Origin of the sequence: Streptomyces megasporus (assembly GCF_000718985.1) — a bacterium.
Lineage (GTDB): Bacteria > Actinomycetota > Actinomycetes > Streptomycetales > Streptomycetaceae > Streptomyces > Streptomyces megasporus.
Genome location: NZ_JODL01000002.1, coordinates 256,305 through 273,620, shown reverse-complemented (window position 1 = coordinate 273,620; position 17,316 = coordinate 256,305). Strand labels below are relative to the sequence as shown.

At 72.4% G+C, this 17,316-nt stretch carries 14 protein-coding genes; 6 read left to right on the top strand and 8 right to left on the bottom strand.

What is annotated here, in order from left to right; translation table 11 throughout:
* Nucleotides 1-138 precede the first annotated feature (138 nt).
* Both IF47_RS0103040 and IF47_RS0103035 read right to left on the bottom strand, forming a co-directional pair.
* Nucleotides 139-3,441, bottom strand: a complete 3,303-nt coding sequence (locus IF47_RS0103040; RefSeq protein ID WP_342667211.1) for a S8 family peptidase — start codon at nt 3,439-3,441, stop codon at nt 139-141.
* Between the two features lie 456 nt (nt 3,442-3,897).
* Nucleotides 3,898-5,166 (bottom strand): L,D-transpeptidase, encoded by a 1,269-nt coding sequence (locus IF47_RS0103035; RefSeq protein ID WP_031506380.1) that lies wholly within the window; start codon nt 5,164-5,166, stop codon nt 3,898-3,900.
* Nucleotides 5,167-5,601: 435 nt separating this feature from the next.
* On the opposite strand from IF47_RS0103035, the gene IF47_RS0103030 reads away from it, so the two are divergent.
* Nucleotides 5,602-5,919, top strand: coding sequence for a hypothetical protein (locus tag IF47_RS0103030; RefSeq protein WP_078591516.1), 318 nt, complete (start codon nt 5,602-5,604; stop codon nt 5,917-5,919).
* On the opposite strand, the gene hutH is transcribed toward IF47_RS0103030, so the two are convergent.
* From hutH to IF47_RS0103005, 5 genes are all read right to left on the bottom strand, one after another.
* Entirely contained in the window at nt 5,900-7,453 is a 1,554-nt protein-coding gene (hutH, locus tag IF47_RS0103025) for a histidine ammonia-lyase (RefSeq protein WP_031506378.1), read from the bottom strand. The two genes, IF47_RS0103030 and hutH, sit on opposite strands and share 20 nt — an antisense overlap.
* A gap of 74 nt (nt 7,454-7,527) precedes the next feature.
* Nucleotides 7,528-8,694: a GGDEF domain-containing protein gene (locus IF47_RS0103020; protein WP_031506377.1), complete on the bottom strand. Its 1,167-nt coding sequence runs from the start codon at nt 8,692-8,694 to the stop codon at nt 7,528-7,530.
* A 99-nt stretch (nt 8,695-8,793) separates the two neighbouring features.
* Nucleotides 8,794-9,594, bottom strand: a complete 801-nt coding sequence (locus tag IF47_RS0103015; RefSeq protein ID WP_031506376.1) for an enoyl-CoA hydratase/isomerase family protein — start codon at nt 9,592-9,594, stop codon at nt 8,794-8,796.
* A 149-nt stretch (nt 9,595-9,743) separates the two neighbouring features.
* On the bottom strand, nt 9,744-10,829 hold the full coding sequence (locus IF47_RS0103010) for an adenylate/guanylate cyclase domain-containing protein (RefSeq protein ID WP_245640975.1): 1,086 nt from the start codon (nt 10,827-10,829) through the stop codon (nt 9,744-9,746).
* Between the two features lie 76 nt (nt 10,830-10,905).
* Nucleotides 10,906-11,805: a biotin--[acetyl-CoA-carboxylase] ligase gene (locus IF47_RS0103005; protein WP_051716879.1), complete on the bottom strand. Its 900-nt coding sequence runs from the start codon at nt 11,803-11,805 to the stop codon at nt 10,906-10,908.
* Between the two features lie 102 nt (nt 11,806-11,907).
* Here IF47_RS0103005 and IF47_RS0103000 point away from each other — a divergent pair, with 102 nt between their 5' ends.
* The 4 genes from IF47_RS0103000 to IF47_RS0102985 all read left to right on the top strand — a co-directional run bounded on the left by IF47_RS0103000 (nt 11,908) and on the right by IF47_RS0102985 (nt 14,676).
* Nucleotides 11,908-13,515 (top strand): acyl-CoA carboxylase subunit beta, encoded by a 1,608-nt coding sequence (locus IF47_RS0103000; protein ID WP_031506373.1) that lies wholly within the window; start codon nt 11,908-11,910, stop codon nt 13,513-13,515.
* Between the two features lie 46 nt (nt 13,516-13,561).
* A complete protein-coding gene (locus IF47_RS0102995) occupies nt 13,562-13,768 on the top strand; it encodes an acyl-CoA carboxylase subunit epsilon (protein WP_031506372.1) in 207 nt (68 codons plus the stop codon).
* A 106-nt stretch (nt 13,769-13,874) separates the two neighbouring features.
* The gene (gene mmpB, locus IF47_RS32080; RefSeq protein ID WP_425423545.1) at nt 13,875-13,994 is read left to right on the top strand and encodes a morphogenic membrane protein MmpB; all 120 of its coding nucleotides are present in this window, start codon (nt 13,875-13,877) and stop codon (nt 13,992-13,994) included.
* A 67-nt stretch (nt 13,995-14,061) separates the two neighbouring features.
* Entirely contained in the window at nt 14,062-14,676 is a 615-nt protein-coding gene (locus tag IF47_RS0102985) for a Maf family protein (protein ID WP_031506371.1), read from the top strand.
* Here the strand turns inward: IF47_RS0102985 and IF47_RS0102980 are convergent.
* Nucleotides 14,657-15,127, bottom strand: coding sequence for a hypothetical protein (locus IF47_RS0102980; protein ID WP_037731806.1), 471 nt, complete (start codon nt 15,125-15,127; stop codon nt 14,657-14,659). The genes IF47_RS0102985 and IF47_RS0102980 overlap by 20 nt on opposite strands.
* Before the next feature lie 367 nt (nt 15,128-15,494).
* Between IF47_RS0102980 and IF47_RS0102975 the strand changes: the two genes are divergently transcribed.
* A complete protein-coding gene (locus IF47_RS0102975; protein ID WP_031506369.1) occupies nt 15,495-17,273 on the top strand; it encodes an acetyl/propionyl/methylcrotonyl-CoA carboxylase subunit alpha in 1,779 nt (592 codons plus the stop codon).
* The last annotated feature ends 43 nt before the right edge of the window (nt 17,274-17,316 follow it).

The following is a 17,316-nucleotide window of genomic DNA, read 5'->3' as shown; positions in this document are numbered from 1 at the left end:
GCGGCCGTCACGACCGAACGGCCCGCCGGAGCGGGTGCTCCGGCGGGCCGTCCTTCCGTGGCACGTGGTGCGTCGGTGCGTTGGTGTCCCGTGAGGTCCGTGGACCTCACGGGACACATGCTCCGCGCGTTCCGGGTGTCACTTGGTGCGGTAGGCGCTGATGATCGTCTGAGAGAGGGTGTTGCCCTTCTTGTCCGTGACGTTCGCCTTGAAGGAGACGCTCTTGCCCTTGCCCGGGTTCTTGACCGTGACCTTGCCCTTCTTGACCGTGAGCTTCGTCCAGCTCTTGCCGTCGTCGTAGGAGACGTACACGCCGAGCGACTTCAGGTTCTTGCCCGCGCCCGACCCTTGGACCTTCACCGGCACGGAGACCGTGGCCTTGGCCTTGGAGGTGCCGTCCAGGGCCGTCTTCGGGGCGAAGCGCACCGCCGTCGTCGGGAGCATGGTCTGCTCCTCGGCGCGGCCGGAGGTGAAGGTGTAGGTGGCGCTCACCCTGGTGCTCAGCTTCGACACCTTCGCGCGGTCGATGGTGGTGACCAGCTTGTACGACGCCTTGCCCTTCGGCACGGTGAACTCCACGAAGTCCAGGACGTCGTCGCGCGTCGCGAACTTCTTGCCGTTGTGGTACAGCGTCGTCCGCGCCGAGTCGTACAGGCTGCCGCCGTAGTGGCCGTCCCCGTCCACGAACGGGTTGATCGCGCCGTAGATGGTGTCGCCCTCGCGGAAGATGCCGTCCCCGTCCGCCAGGTTGGGGCCGAAGACGCCGTTGTTGAAGGTGCGGCCGTACACCTTGCCCGCGGTGTACGACCGGGCGTCGGCGAAGTAGCCGGCCTCGATCTCGCCGTTCTTGTCGAACAGGGCGAAGTCCTGGGCCCATTCGATCCCCTTGGCCCTGACGTACACCGCCGTGGTGCTCGGCAGCCTCCGTTCCGTCGCGGTGGCCCAGAACGCGGTGGACGGCATCGTGTACAGGGCGCCGGTGCGGCCGGGGAGCGACGAGCCCTGCCCGACGACGATCCTGGCCATCTCCGACTGCTTGGTGTGGAGGTTCAGGCCGGTGTAGAAGCCGCTCTTGCGTTGGTGGGCGACGTGGTACTCCCTGCTGCCGTTGGTCCAGGTGGCGCCGGCGTTCGCCTCGGCCGTCACACCGTCGGTCGCGGTGCCCAGTTGCGCGGTGCGCAGACCGTGCTTCAGCCCGGGCGCGCTGACGGCGAAGCCGAAGTAGGCGTCCTCGGTCTCGACGGTGGACTCGACGTTGAGGCTGGTCTCCCGAGCCTTCTGGTCCTGCACCGTCATCGAGATCTTCTTCGCCTTGCGGGCGTCGAAGGTGACCGTGGTGTCCTTGGTGAGCTTGACCGTCGGCGCGACGATCCAGTCCATGCCCTCGAGCTCCTCACCCGAGGCGTCCGGCAGGTCCATGATCGTGGACAGGGCGTAGTTCCCCTTGGGCAGCCGGACCGTCGCGGTGCCGTTCTCGCCGTGGAGCGAGCGGAAGCCGCCCTCCCCGAAGTCGCCCAGGGTGGTGTCCCACAGCTTCGGCGTCCTGCCGTCGCGCCCGATGGATCGCACGGTCAGGTCGTAGGACTCCACCTCGCGGTCGACGGCTGCCGCGGTCCGGACGGTCTGGCCGCCGCCGGTCGCCGTGATCGCCGCGCTGTACGCACCGTTCAGGTCGCCGCCGAGTCGGGTGTCGGCGGTGACGTCGACGGTGGCCGTGCCGCCCGCGGGGACGGTGACCTTGTCGGCGGCGAGGGTGAACATGCCCTTCGGCGCCGGCTTGCCCTCGGGGTCGTTGCCGGTGACGGCCAGGTCCAGGGTGACGTCCTCGGTTCCGAGGTTGCGGTAGGTGAGGCTCTTGGTGATCGGCTTGTCGTCGCCGTGCGGCCACTGGGCCGTGCCGAAGCCGACGGACACCGGCTCGGCGACGACCGTCTGCTTGATCGCCTTGGCCACGTCGGCCCGTCCCGAGCCCTGCTGGAAGGCGGTGTACCCCTGGCCCGGCGTGGTGGAGGCCGTCAGCGCGGCCTTGATCCGCTCGCCGCTCCAGTCGGGGTGCTGCTGCGCCAGCAGTGCCGCCGCGCCCGCGACGTGCGGGGTCGCCATGGAGGTGCCGGAGATCGCCACGTAGCCGTCGGCGACCTTCTGTCCCTCCTGCTCGATGACGCTGCCCTTGGCCGCCGCGGCGCCGATGTCCACGCCGGGAGCGGTCAGGTCCGGCTTGAGCCCGCCGTCGCCGACCCTCGGTCCGATGGAGGAGAAGTCGGCGAGCTTGTCGTCCTTGTCCACGGCGCCGACGGTCAGCGCGGCGTCCGCGCTGCCCGGGGTACCGATGGTGGAGGGGCCGGGGCCCTCGTTGCCGGCCGCGATCACGAAGAGGGCGCCGCTGTCCTTCGACAGCCGGTTGACGGCGTCCTCCATCGGGTCGACCTCGGGGGTGTCGTAGTCGCCGAGGCTGAGGTTGAGGACCTTGGCGCCCCGCGCCACGGCCCACTCCATGCCCGCGATGATCTCCGAGGTGGTGCCGTAGCCGTCGTCGTCGAGGACCTTGGCGTTGAGGAGCTTGGCGCCGGGCGCGACGCCCTTGTACCGACCCTTGGAGTGGGCGCCCGAGCCGGCCGCGATGGAGGCGACGTGGGTGCCGTGTCCGAAGCGGTCCTTGGTGTCCCCGGCCGCGGAGAAGTTCTTCTCCGCCACGACCTGTCCGGCGAAGTCCCGGTGGCCGGTGTCGATGCCGGTGTCCAGGACGGCGATGGTGACGCCCGTCCCGTCGTAGCCGGCCTTCCAGGCCGTGGGGGTGCCGATCCGCGCCACGCTCTTGTCGAGTGTGGCCCGGTGGATTCCGTCGAGCGAGACGGTGGCGACCCCGGGGGCCGCGGCGAGCTGTCCGGCGGTGGCGGACGGTCGGGTCAGGGCCGCCCACGCCTCGGCCGCGGCGTCCTCGGCGACGGTCAGCGCCTCGCCGTCGACCGAGCGGAAGGTGGCGCGTACGACCGGGTCGGCCGCGGCGTGGAGTTCGGCTCTGGCCTCGGGCTTCGCGCCCCGATAGGTGACGATGACCGGGACGCCGGTCCCGGCGGTCCTGCGGTGGCGTTCGCGGCTCAGTTCGGTGACGTCGAACAGCCGCTGGTCGAGCTTGCGTTCGCGTATGAGTCGGGTGACGTCCCGCGGGAGCACATAGGTGTGTCCCTCGGAGCGGAGCACCCGGACGGGCACGTTCTCGCGCCCCTTGGCGCGGATCATCCCGGTGACCTCGCCGTGCCGGTCGAGCACGATCCGGTCGCCCGTGATGAGGGTGACGGTCCGTCGGTCCCGGTCCGTCCGGTCGGCGCCCTGTCGGGCTCCGTTCTCCGACGGCTGCTTGGGCGGAGCGGCGGACGATGCGGTGGTCAGCCCCATCGTCAGTGCGACGGCCACGGCGGTGGCTATCGCGGTGGCGCCCACTCTCTTCCGATGTGTCAATTTTCCCCCTGGTGAGCTCGTCACCATGCGTGGGGGACCCCAGCGGCCCCCCGCGCGAGCAGTATGCGGGAGGCCGCCGCACCAGCACCATATGGCGATATATGAGACTGGAGTTCTATGTGTGCCCTGGGGTCGACGTCCCTTTCCGTTGGGTCGTCGCCTTCCGGCTCGGTCGGCCTTCGCGGTGGAGGAGACGCCCCGTCACCTCCGTGTGGTTGCTCCCCGCCGCCTGCCTTCCCCTGCGGTGAGCCGCCCTCCCCGCACGGCGGGAGCGTGTCTCCGGTGCGTCGAGCGGTCCGTGAGGGGGTGTGGGGGACCCGGAACGCCCCCCGGAAAGACCGAAGGCGGCGGACGCGGCGCGTGGGCGCCGCGTCCGCCGCCCGGTGGGACGGATCACGGTGTGGCCCGGCGGGTCACTCGGACCGCCGGGCCGGGACGTCAGAGGGCGGAGCCCTTCTTCCAGTCCTCCCAGGACATGTTCCAGCCGTTGAGGCCGTTGTCCGGGGTGATCTCCTTGTCCGGCGAGTTCTTCACGATGACGATGTCGCCGAGGAGCGAGTTCTCGTAGAACCAGGCGCCGTCCTGGTTCGGGTCGTTGGCGCCCTGGACGTCGTTCAGGCCGATGCAGCCGTGGCTGGTGTTGGCGTTGCCGAAGGTCGAGTCGGCGGCCCAGTAGTTGCCGTGGATGAAGGTGCCGGACGTCGACAGGCGCATGGCGTGCGGCACGTCGGCGATGTCGTACTCGCCCTTGCCGTCGTCGTCGGTGAAGCCGACCGTGGCGCCGTTCATCCGGGTCTCCTTGAACTTCTCGGAGATCACCATCTGACCGTTGTAGGTCGGGGTGGCGGGGCTGCCGGCCGAGATCGGGATCGTCCGGATGGTCTTGCCGTCCCGGACGACCGTCATCTGCTTGGTCTTCGCGTCGACCGTGCTGACCTGGGCGCGACCGACGGTGAAGCTGATGGTCTTGTCCTGGACGCCGATGACGTTCGGCGCGCCCTCGACGCCGTCGAGGTTGAGGTCGACGGTGACCTTGGAGCCGGCCTTCCAGTACTCCTCGGGCCGGAAGTCCAGGCGCGTGTCGCTGAACCAGTGGCCCACGACCTCCTGGCCGCTGGTGGTGTTGACCTCGATCGCGGCCTGGACTTCCTTCTTGTTGGCGATGCCCTTGTCGAAGTTGATCGAGACCGGCATGCCGACGCCCACGGTCGAGCCGTCCTCGGGCGTGTAGTAGCCGATGAAGCTGTTGGACGGCGAGACCGTGGTGAAGGTGGAGTTCTCGTGCGCCGCCCGGCCCTTGGCGTCCTCGGCCTGCGCGGAGATCGTGTACTCGGTGGCCCGCTCGAGCTGACCGTTGGGCTTCCAGCTCGCCCCGTCGTCCGCGAGCGTGCCCTCCACCTCCTGTCCCGTGGCGGTGGCCTTCATGGTCACCTCGGTGAGCTTGCCGCCCTTCACCGTGACCTTGACGCCATTTATGGTGGAATTGTCCGATCCGTCCTTCGGGCTGATGACTATTCGCGCGCTGGAAGCCTTCTCCGCCGCGGCCTTGTCGACCTGCGCCTGCCCCTTCTCCGGCTTCTTCGCGGCGTCGGACCCCTCGCCGTCACCGCCCCCGCACGCCGACAGTGTGAGCACCCCACTGAGCAACGCGGCCGTCACCGCGACGCCCCTGCGGCGCTTGCCGTCCGTCATCACACGCTTCTCCATCCGCTTACGAACCTCTGGCTCCCGATCCGCATCCCACGTCGCCCGGTGAAGGCAAACGGGATGCCCAACCCCACAGCAGTACGTATGAGAACGCATGGGAGCTGTGACCCGTTCCACCCAGGGTAGGACTGTGGGGTAAGACACCCGTTCGGTGCCGGAGGTTGCGGTGCCGAGCGGGAATCCCCCACCGTCCCGGATCGTTGCCGACGTTCACCGCACGACAACACCCGGGCGTATCGGGCCGTTTTCCACTCATCGCACAGTGTATGTGCCGCTGTGACCTGAAACGCAGTGTGAGGAAGGCGTGGAGAGCGTCGCCGGAAAGGTGATCGTCATACCGGTCGCCTTTCCTGTGACCCTCTTCCGTGGCTAGCATCGTGTCCCGCACCACCATCACATCGCATCGCATCGTCGCAGCGCCAAGGGGGCTTTTCCGTGCGAGCACACCGCCGTCCGCTGGTGACCGCCGCCGTCGCGGGCGGCCTCCTGTGCGGCCTGTGGTTCGTACCGTCCGCGAACGCCACCGGCGAGAGCACCGCCGTCCGCTCCGAGGTCTCCCGGGTCCAGGCCCAGGGAGGGACGCAGACCTTCGGGGGCGACTCCGTGGACGGGGTCGAACTGGCCGACACCGGAAGCTTTGACAGCACGCCCTACGTCGTCGGGGGTCTCGGCTTCCTGGGCGCGGGCGCCGCCCTGCTGGCCCACGCCCGCATCCGTTCCGGCCGCGAGGCCCTCACGCCAGCGGCCCGGTGACGGTCTCGGCCGCCGCGATCACCCCTCCCCCGCGCACGAACTCCTCGGCCGCCGCCAACTCCGGTGCCAGGAAACGGTCTTCACCCGGCCCGGCCGTCCCCGCCGCGCGCAGCGCCGCGATCACGGCCGAGGCGGCGGGCGACGGGGTGAGCCCGTCGGCGGCGCGCAGCTCGACCGCGCGGGCGGCGGTGTAGAGCTCGACGGCCAGCACGCGGGTCAGGTCGTCCACGGCGGTCCGCAGCTTGCGGGCGGCCGACCAGCCCATCGAGACGTGGTCCTCCTGCATCGCCGAGGACGGGATCGAGTCCACCGAGGCCGGGGCGGCCAGTCGCTTCATCTCGCTCACCAGGGCGGCCTGGGTGTACTGGGCGATCATCAGGCCCGAGTCCACGCCGGCGTCGTCGGCGAGGAAGGGCGGCAGCCCGTGCGAGCGGTTCTTGTCCAACAGCCGGTCGGTCCGGCGCTCGGCGATGGAGGCCAGGTCGGCGACGGCGATGGCGAGGAAGTCCAGCACGTAGGCGACGGGCGCGCCGTGGAAGTTCCCGTTGGACTCCACCCGCCCGTCGGCCAGGACCACCGGGTTGTCCACGGCCGCGGCCAGCTCCCGCTCGGCGACGGTGCGGGCGTGCTCCAGGGTGTCGCGGCCGGCGCCGGCGACCTGGGGCGCGCAGCGCACGGAGTAGGCGTCCTGCACCCGGGGGGCGTCGTCCTGGTGGTGCCCGGTGAGCCCGGAGCCCTCCAGGAGCCTCAGCATGTTGGCGGCGGACGCGGCCTGGCCGGGGTGCGGGCGGATGGCGTGCAGTTCGGGGGCGAGCACCTTCTCCGTGCCCAGCAGCGCCTCCAGGGTGAGGGCGGCGGTGACGTCGGCGCAGGTGAACAGCCGGGCCAGGTCGTCGCAGGCGAGCAGGAGCATGCCGAGCATGCCATCGGTGCCGTTGAGCAGCGCCAGGCCCTCCTTCTCCCGCAACTCGACAGGGGCCAGTCCGTGCTCGGCGAGCAGCTCGGCCGCGGGCCGCACCTCCCCGTCCGGCCCCTCGGCGTCGCCCTCGCCCATGAGGGTCAACGCGCAGTGCGACAGCGGCGCGAGGTCGCCGGAGCAGCCGAGGGAGCCGTACTCGTGGACGACGGGGGTGATCCGCGCGTTGAGCAGGCCCGCCATGGCGCGGGCGACCTCGGGCCGCACGCCGGTGTGGCCGGAGGCGAGGGTCTTCAGCCGCAGGAACATCAGCGCCCGCACCACCTCGCGCTCCACCCGCGGCCCCATTCCGGCGGCGTGCGAGCGGACGATGTTGCGCTGGAGCTTCACGCGCAGGTCGGCGGGGATGTGGCGGACGGCGAGGGCGCCGAAGCCGGTGGAGACGCCGTAGACGGGGTCGGGCTTGGCGGCCAGGTCCTCGACGGTCCGTCGGGCGGCGGCGAGCGCCTCGAGCGCCTCGGCGGAGAGTTCGACGGGAGCCAGACCGCGGGCGACGGCGACGACGTCCTCGGCGGTGACGCCGGTGGGCCCGAGCACCACGGGATTCTGCATATCCATATTCAGGCACACTAAAGAGTGAATCGAGTTCTGTCACGGCCTGGGCGACGCCCGGCCCGGGACCGGGGCGGCGGTCACACGTCCAGACCCCGGATGCGGCGGCGGTCGCCCGCCGGCCGGGCCGTCTCCGCCGCGTCCGCCAGGCGGATCACGGCGTCCTCGGTCTCCTCCGTCTCCCGCGCGCCCTCGCGCCCCGCCACCACCGGTTTGGCCGTGCGGGCGGCCTTCGCGCGGTACTGGGCGGCGTCGGCGAGACGGAACAGCCGACGGGCCGAGCGGACCGGACCTATCGGGTCCCCCGTGGAGGCCAGTCCGCAGGCGACCCCCTCGCCCGGCTCCAGCTCGGCGGCCCGACGGCAGACCTCGTCCGCGACGCGGACCACCTCGTCGGCCGACGGCCCCACCGCCAGCAGACAGAACTCGTCCCCGCCCAACCGGGCGACCAGCGTCTCCGGGAGCATCGCGCCGCACAGCGACAGCACCGAGGCGAATCGTTCCAGCAGCCGGTCGCCCGCCTCGTGGCCCAGTTCGTCGTTGACCGCCTTGAGTCCGTTGACGTCACAGACCAACAGGCTCACCACCGTCCCGTCCGCCCGGTGCCGCTCCAGCGCCTCGTCCAGGCGCACGTCCACCGCCCGTCGGTTCGCCAGGCCCGTGAGGGGGTCGGTGAAGGCCAGCCGGCGCACCTCCTCCAACCGCTCCGTCTGGGCGATCCCGGCCGCCACCACCGACGCCAGCACGGTGGCGAAGTCGGCGTCGGCACGGTCGAAGACGGGTCGGCCGGGCTCCCGCGCCACGTACAGCTCGCCCCACGCCCGCCCGTGCAGCACGATCGGGGCCACCACGCAACAGCCCCGCCCGCGGCGGCGCAGCACGGCCGCCCGCCGCGTCCCGGGCGGGCCCGCACCGTCCCACGGCCCGTCGGCCGACTCCACCCAGGCGCACGGCTCGCCCTCGCCCGACCGGCGCCGGTACGGAAGGCCGGCGATCTCCGGAAAGTCGTGGACGGGGTACGACTCGTCCTCGGGGAACTCCTCCTCGTCCCCGCGCAGCTTCCCCACGTTCGCCAGCACCCGCAGCCGTCCGCGCTCGCGCTCCCAGACGGAGACGGCGGCGAAGGAGCCGTCCATCGCGACCCGCGCGCCCTCGGCGGCGGCACGGGCGACGTCGCGCAGGGCGGGGGCGGCGGCCATCGCCTGCGCCAGCGCCACCACGGCCCTCAATCGCGCGTCGTCACCCATGCCGTACCCAACTCATACGACCCAGGTTATGGGCCTTCCTTCCGGGCCGCCGACCGGCTCACACCGGCCCCCCGAACCTGGTGCCCACTCGTTCCCGGCTCACTCCCCGGGCCAGCGCGGGGCCCGCTTCTCGTTGAAGGCCGCCACGCCCTCAGCCCGGTCCCCGGAGAACGCCACCGAGCGCCAGGCCGCGTCCTCCACCTCCAGGCCGGCGCGCAGGTCCATGCCCCAGCCGGTGCGCAGCGCCCGCTTGGCCGCCCGCAGGCCCACCGGGGAGTTGGCGGCGATGCGCCGGGCCAGGGCCAGCGCCTCGGCGCGGTCCTCACCCTCGGCCACCAGGTGGTCCACCAGCCCCAGCTCGCGGGCCTCGGCGGCCTCCACCCGCCGCGCGGTGAAGATCAGCTCCGCGGCGCGGGCCGCGCCCACCCGGCGCGGCAGGAGCTGGGTGCCGCCCCCGCCGGGGATCACCCCGACGGACACCTCCGGCAGACCGACCACGGCGGTGGGGTCGGCGACGATCAGGTCGCAGGACAGGGCCAGCTCGAAACCGCCGCCGAGCGCGAACCCGTGCACGGCGGCGACGGTGGGCATCGGCAGCTCCAGCACCCCGGTGTAGGCGGCGCGGGCGTACGGCCGCTGCCGCGCCAGGTCCGCGTCGGTGAAGGAGTTGCGCTCCTTGAGGTCGGCGCCCACGCAGAACGCCCGCTCGTGGGTGGAGACGAGCACCACGGCCCGCACCCGCCGGTCGGCGGCGAGGGCGGCGCACGCCTCGCCGATGCACCGGGCCATCTCGGTGGAGACGGCGTTCATCGCCTTGGGTCGGTCCAGCACCAGCTCGGCGACGTGGCCGTCCGCCTCCCGCCGGACCGCGACCCACTCGCCGAACCGCTCCTCGCCCACGCCGTTCGCGTCGCTCATGTCGCTCACGTCGTCCACACAGCCCTTCCGGTTAACGATCGCTCACTGCTCCGGAGCGCATCATGCCATCCGACCGCCCGTTCGGTCAGGGGCTGTGGACGAGCGGGACGCGGCGGGGGCCGGGCCGCCCGTCAGGAGGTGCGGCGGGAGAGCAGCCACGGCTCGACGACGCCCAGACCGCGCACCGGACGCTGGTAGAGGGGCTGGAGCGCGAAGCGGTACACCGAGGCGTCGTCGGTCTCCTTCTCCGACTCCGGCGCCTGCCCGGAGGAGACCAGCTCCGCGCGGAGCTCCCCGTCGACCAGCACCGCGTCCTTGGGAGCTATGGACGTCAGTCGGCTGGCGAGGTTGACCGTGTTGCCGAAGACGTCCCCCATCCGGGTGGTGACCGTGCCGAAGGCCATGCCCACGCGCAGCTCGGGCATCGTCGCGTCGTTGGCCATCGTCTCGATCATCCGCAGGCCGATCTCGGCCGCCGTGCCCGCGTCGTCGGCGACGTAGAGCACCTCGTCGCCGAGGGTCTTGATCAGCCGCCCGCCGTGCGCGGCGATCAGGTCGGCGGCGGTGGTCTCGAACGCCTCGACCAGCTCGCCGAGCTCCTCCTCCTCCAACCGGCGGGTCAGCCGGGTGAAGCCCACCAGGTCGGCGAAGGCGACCGCCTGCCGCCGGTCCACCATCTCCTCGTCGTCCTGCGCCACCCGGCCGGTGGCCGCGGCGAGCTGCCGCCGCCAGACGTACACCAGGAACTCCTGGAGCTCGGGCAGCAACAGCTCCATCAGCGGGTACGCCACCTCGGTGCGGGTCATCCCCGGCTCGGGCGGCTCGGTCAGGCCCTCCAGGAAGGAGTCGATCTGCCACTCCGCCAGCCGTGCCGTCGTCTGCCCGGTGGAGCGCGCCACCTGGACGGCCATCGCCTTGCTGAGCAGCCCGGCCTCCACCAGGCCGGCCAGCCGCCGCAGCGCGAGCACGTCGGCCTCGGTCAGCGCCCGGGCCTGACCGATGTCGGCGAAACCCATCGCCCGCCAGAAACGGGCGGCCATCTCCATCGGGACGTCGGCCGCGCGGGCCGCCTGGAAGGGGGTGTACTGCCGCGGAGCGCCCAGGATCAGTTGCTCGATGCGGAGCGCGAGGGGGTCCTCCTCGGTCCGGTCCGCGTCGCCGGCCTCCGCCGCACCGTCCGTCGTCGGCTCTCCGGCTGGGGTGCCCGAGTCGTCCACTGCCCTTCCGATCCACTCACTGCCGCCGCGCCCACCGCGCTGGGTCGACTCAACGATACGGCAGGTGTGCCCTGGCTCACTCTCCCGGCGATCCTTCCGGGGGGCCCTCCGGAGCGGGCCTGAGGTGCACGATGTCGCCCGCCGCCACCGGGCGCCGCACTCCCTCCTCGCTCGCCAGGACCAGCCGCCCGTCGCCGTCCACCGCGATCGCCTCGCCCACCAACCCGCGGTCGCCGGGCAGCAGCGCCCGCACCCGCCGGCCCAGCGTGGCGCACCCGGCGGTGTACGCCTCCCGGACCCGGCTCGCCTCCGGGTCGCCGTCCACCGCGCGCCAGCGGCCGTACCACTCCTCCAGCGACCGGAGCACGGCCCGCAGCAGCGGGTCGCGGTCGGTGCCGGGCGCGCCCGCCAGCGTCAGCGAGCCGGCCGTGGGCACCGGCAACTCGTCCTCGCGCAGCGAGACGTTGAGCCCGACGCCGAGCACCACGGAGGCGGTCCCGTCGGGGTGCGTCACCCGCTCGGCGAGGATGCCGCCGAGCTTGCGCTCCTCGCCGCCGACCCGCACCAGGACGTCGTTGGGCCACTTCAGCGCCGTGTCCACCCCCGCGGCGCGAGCCAGGGCGGCGGCGGTGGCGACCCCGGTGAGCAGCGGGAGCCAGCCCCACCTCTCCGCGGGCGCCCGCGGGGTGAGCAGGACGGAGCAGAACAGCCCCGAGCGGGCGGGCGCCGTCCAGGCGCGCTCCAGCCGTCCGCGTCCGGCGGTCTGCCGCTCGGCGAGGAGCACCGCCCCCTCCCGGGCCTCGCCCCGCGCCGCCCGCGCGGCGAGATCGGTGTTGGTGGAGCCGGTCTCGGGCACCACCTCCACGGAGGTCCACAGCGACCCGGGACGCACCAGCGCACGGCGCAGCGCGGCGGCGTTCAGGGGCGGCCTGTCCAGGTCGGACCAGGGATTGTCCGAGGGATCTTCGCGCGTCATGCAAGACAGCGTAGGTGTGGCAAACACCGCATCTGCGCACCGCCCGGCCGCCGATACGCTACGAGTCGGTAGCCAAACGTTCACGACGAGGAGCCGCAGCCCGTGTCCGAGCAGCAGAGCCCAGCCCCCGAGGACCACGAGCGTCACACCACCGCGGGCAAGCTCGCGGACCTGCGTCGGCGCATCGAGGAGGCCACCAACGCGGGTTCGGCGCACGCCGTGGAGAAGCAGCACGCCAAGGGCAAGTTGACCGCCCGCGAGCGGATCGACCTGCTCCTGGACGAGGGGTCCTTCGTCGAGCTGGACGAGTTCGCCCGCCACCGCTCCACCCACTTCGGGCTGGAGAGGAACCGCCCCTACGGCGACGGCGTCGTCACCGGCTACGGCACGGTGGACGGGCGTCCGGTGGCCGTCTTCTCCCAGGACTTCACGGTCTTCGGCGGGGCCCTGGGCGAGGTCTACGGCCAGAAGATCGTCAAGGTGATGGACTTCGCGCTGAAGACCGGCTGCCCGGTCATCGGCATCAACGACTCCGGCGGCGCCCGCATCCAGGAGGGGGTGGCCTCGCTGGGCGCGTACGGCGAGATCTTCCGCCGCAACACCCACGCCTCCGGGGTGATCCCGCAGATCTCCCTGGTGGTGGGCCCGTGCGCGGGCGGCGCGGTCTACTCCCCGGCGATCACCGACTTCACGGTGATGGTCGACCAGACCTCGCACATGTTCATCACCGGCCCGGACGTCATCAAGACGGTGACCGGCGAGGACGTGGGCTTCGAGGAGCTGGGCGGCGCCCGCACCCACAACGCCACCTCCGGCGTCGCGCACTACATGGCCTCCGACGAGAAGGACGCCATCGAGTACGTCAAGGCGCTGCTGAGCTACCTGCCGTCCAACAACCTCTCCGAGCCGCCCGCCTTCCCCGAGGAGGCGGACACGGAGGTCACCGACGCCGACCGCGCGCTGGACGCGCTGATCCCGGACTCGGCCAACCAGCCGTACGACATGCACACCGTGATCGAGCACGTGCTGGACGACGGCGAGTTCCTGGAGACCCAGCCGCTGTTCGCGCCGAACATCCTCACCGGCTTCGGGCGGGTGGAGGGCCGGCCGGTCGGGGTGGTGGCCAACCAGCCGATGCAGTTCGCCGGCTGCCTGGACATCGACGCGTCCGAGAAGGCCGCGCGGTTCGTGCGCACCTGCGACGCCTTCAACGTCCCGGTGCTGACCTTCGTGGACGTGCCCGGCTTCCTGCCCGGCACCGACCAGGAGTACGGCGGCATCATCCGGCGCGGCGCCAAGCTGATCTACGCCTACGCCGAGGCGACGGTCCCGCTGATCACCGTCATCACGCGGAAGGCGTTCGGCGGCGCGTACGACGTCATGGGCTCCAAGCACCTGGGCGCGGACCTCAACCTCGCCTGGCCGACGGCCCAGATCGCGGTGATGGGCGCCCAGGGCGCGGTCAACATCCTGCACCGCAGGACCCTGGCCGCCGCCGCCACGCCCGAGGAGCAGGAGGAGCTGCGGGCGCGGCTCACCGCCGAGTACGAGGACACGCTCCTCAACCCGTACGTCGCGGCCGAGCGCGGGTACGTGGACGCCGTGGTGATGCCGTCCGACACCCGGCGCCACGTGGTGCGGGGACTGCGCGCGCTGCGCACCAAGCGGGAGTCCCTGCCGCCGAAGAAGCACGGCAACATCCCGCTCTGACCGGCCCGCGGGCCCCGACCGCCTTCGACAGCGAGGAGACCGTCACGTGATCAAGGTCGTACGCGGCAACCCGACCCCCGAGGAGCTGGCCGCCGCCCTGGCGGTGGTGCGGACGCGCGCGGCGGCGCGAGCGGCGGCCGAGCCCGCCGCCGAGCGGTCCTCCCAGTGGTCCGACCCGGCCCGCACCGTTCCCGGCCGCCGGCTGCCGCACCCGGGGCCGCGGGCGTGGGCCACGACGTACTGGCCCTGCTGAGGCCGTCGAGACGGAGGGTCCCCGCCCCGCGCGGGGCCGATCGGCCCGGGCGCCTGAGTACCCGTACTCAGGCGCCCGGGCCGTCTCCTGCCGGAGGATCGGTCCCATGCTCTGGTCCGATCCAGCCGACGAACCACCCCAGGAGATGCGCTCCGCCCAGGCCGGGCTCCGCCGTAGCGGCTGGCTGCTCGCCGTCGCCATGATCGCGGTCTTCCTGCTGCTGTGACCGTTCTCGACCGCTGTCGCGAAACGCCCCCGAAGCGCCGTCGGCGCCTCTTCCTAGGATGGGCCGTATGGCCCACGACACCGCCTCCCGGCGCCGGCTCGTCCTCGCCTCCCGGTCACCCGCCCGGCTCGGGCTGCTGCGCCAGGCGGGTCTGGCGCCCGAGGTGATCGTCAGCGGGGTGGACGAGGACGCGATCGACGCCCCCACACCGACGGAGCTGGCCCTGCGGCTGGCCGAGGCGAAGGCCGCGGCCGTGGCGGAACGTCCGCAGGCCGCAGGCGCGCTCGTCGTCGGCTGCGACTCGGTGCTGGAGCTGGACGGCCGGCCGTTGGGCAAGCCCGCGGACGCCGAGGAGGCCACCGCCCGTTGGAAGGCCATGCGCGGACGCGCGGGCGTCCTGGTCACCGGGCACTGCGTGGTGGACACGGCCACCGACCGCCGCGTCTCCGCGACCGCCGCCACGACCGTCCGTTTCGGTGAACCGAGCGACGCGGAGATCGCCGCCTACGTCGCCAGCGGCGAGCCGCTGCACGTCGCGGGCGCCTTCACCCTCGACGGACGCTCGGCGCCCTTCGTCGACGGCATCGACGGCGACCCCGGCAACGTCATCGGGCTCTCCCTGCCGCTGCTGCGCCGCCTGCTGGCCGAACTGGGCGTGGACATCACCCGGTTGTGGGTCTGAGCGGCGGCTCGGCGGGCGTGTCGGTGGACGGCTCGGCAGGCGTGTCGGCGGGCGGGCGTCCCGGCCCGTAGGAGACCAGGGTCAGGACGACGAGTCCCAACACGACCATCAGGGTGGCGAACGCCGCCCAGCTCACCAGGGCGGCGACGACCGCGCCGAGGACGCCGTGCGCCACGGCCACGCTCACCAGCAGGGCGCGGGCGAGGCGGCGCGGCGGTCGGTCGGCCAGGGCCGCGCGGAACAGCGGCACCGCGCACACCAGCAGGCAGACGCCGAGGACCGCGCCCCCGATCCACGCCGAGACGGCCATCAGGTGGGGGTCGAGCCCGTCCAGGGACATCCTCTGACGCTCCACCATGACACCGAGCACCCAGTGGAGCACCGCCACTCCGACGGCCTCCACCACGAGCACCACGGCCGTGACCAGGGCCACCGATCGTCTGTGCAGCATCGCGTCCCGCCCCTCGTCGTCCGCGACCGGCGTGCCGGAACGGCACGTCGCGTGCGGCAACGCGCATGCTACTAACGGGTAATGCGGCGCGGAACCCCTCGCGCGCCGGCAAAGAAACGCCCCGCCGTTCGTAGGAACCCCACAAAGTCGCCACAGCGCCCACAGCAGGCTCGGACAGTAACCTTGGCCACATCGGGGATCTCCGGCCGGACCGGGAAACCCGGCGTAACGTGTACTCACATGGGTTTTGAGCCCCGGTCGAGCCCCGGGGGGTCACCTTCCGTGTGGGCAAGCTCACCCCCCAGGGCGACTCGGCGTGCGATGTCGCCGATACCTAAACTCACCTTGTTTCAAGGAGGGAGTCATCGTGCGCAAGGTGCTCATCGCCAATCGCGGTGAAATCGCTGTCCGCGTCGCTCGGGCCTGCCGGGACGCCGGGATCGCGAGTGTGGCCGTCTACGCCGACCCGGATCGGGACGCGCTGCACGTGAAGGTGGCGGACGAGGCTTTCGCGCTGGGCGGTGACACCCCCGCCACCAGCTATCTGGACATCGCCAAGGTGCTCCAGGCCGCCAAGGATTCCGGTGCGGACGCGATCCATCCCGGCTACGGCTTCCTGTCGGAGAACGCCGAGTTCGCCCAGGCCGTCCTCGACGCCGGGCTGACCTGGATCGGTCCGCCGCCGCAGGCCATCCGCTCCCTGGGCGACAAGGTCGCCGCCCGGCACATCGCCCAGCGGGCCGGCGCCCCGCTGGTCGCGGGCACCCCCGACCCGGTCTCCGGCGCCGACGAGGTCGTCGCCTTCGCCGAGGAGCACGGCCTGCCCATCGCCATCAAGGCCGCCTTCGGCGGTGGCGGACGCGGTCTGAAGGTCGCCCGCACCCTGGAGGAGGTCCCGGAGCTGTACGAGTCGGCCGTCCGCGAGGCGGTGGCCGCCTTCGGCCGCGGCGAGTGCTTCGTCGAGCGGTACCTGGACCGTCCCCGGCACGTGGAGACCCAGTGCCTGGCCGACACCCACGGCAACGTCGTGGTGGTCTCCACCCGCGACTGCTCCCTCCAGCGGCGCCACCAGAAGCTGGTGGAGGAGGCCCCCGCGCCGTTCCTGACGGCCGAGCAGAACGCCGAGCTGTACCGCGCGTCCAAGGCCATCCTGAAGGAGGCCGGCTACGTGGGCGCCGGCACCTGCGAGTTCCTGGTCGGCCAGGATGGCACGATCTCCTTCCTGGAGGTCAACACCCGCCTCCAGGTGGAGCACCCGGTGACCGAGGAGGTCACCGGCATCGACCTGGTGCGCGAGATGTTCCGGATCGCCGACGGCGAGGAGCTGGGTTACGACGACCCGCCGGTGCGCGGTCACTCCTTCGAGTTCCGCATCAACGGCGAGGACCCGGGCCGGAACTTCCTGCCGGCGCCGGGCACGGTGACCACCTTCGCCCCGCCGGCCGGCCCTGGGGTGCGGCTGGACGCGGGCGTGGAGTCCGGTTCGGTGATCGGCCCCGCCTGGGACTCGCTGCTGGCCAAGCTGATCGTCACCGGCGCCACCCGCCGGCAGGCCTTGGAGCGCGCCGCCCGCGCCCTGGAGGAGTTCACCGTCGAGGGCATGGCCACCGCCCTGCCCTTCCACCGCGCGGTGGTGCGCGACCCGGCCTTCGCGCCGGAGGTCAACGGTCGCCCCGAGGAGCCGTTCGACGTCCACACCCGGTGGATCGAGACCGAGTTCGTCAACGAGATCAAGCCGTTCGCGGGCGCCGCGGGCGCGGAGGTCGAGGAGGACGAGCCCGGCCGGGAGACGGTGGTGGTCGAGGTCGGCGGCAAGCGGCTGGAGGTCTCCCTGCCCGCCTCGCTGGGCATGACGCTGGCCCGCACCGCGGCGGCCGGCGGGGCCCGTCCCAAGCGGCGGGCGGCCAAGAAGTCCGGTCCGGCCGTCACCGGTGACACCCTGGCCTCCCCGATGCAGGGCACCATCGTCAAGGTCGCCGTCGAGGAGGGCCAGGAGGTGGCCGAGGGTGACCTGGTCGTGGTGTTGGAGGCGATGAAGATGGAGCAGCCCATCACCGCCCACCGCGCCGGCACCGTCAAGGGCCTGACCGCCGAGGTCGGGGCGTCCATCAGCTCCGGCGCCCCCATCTGCGAGATCAAGGACTGACCCGGCCCGTATCGAAGACGTATCCGGAACACGCCCGTGGGGC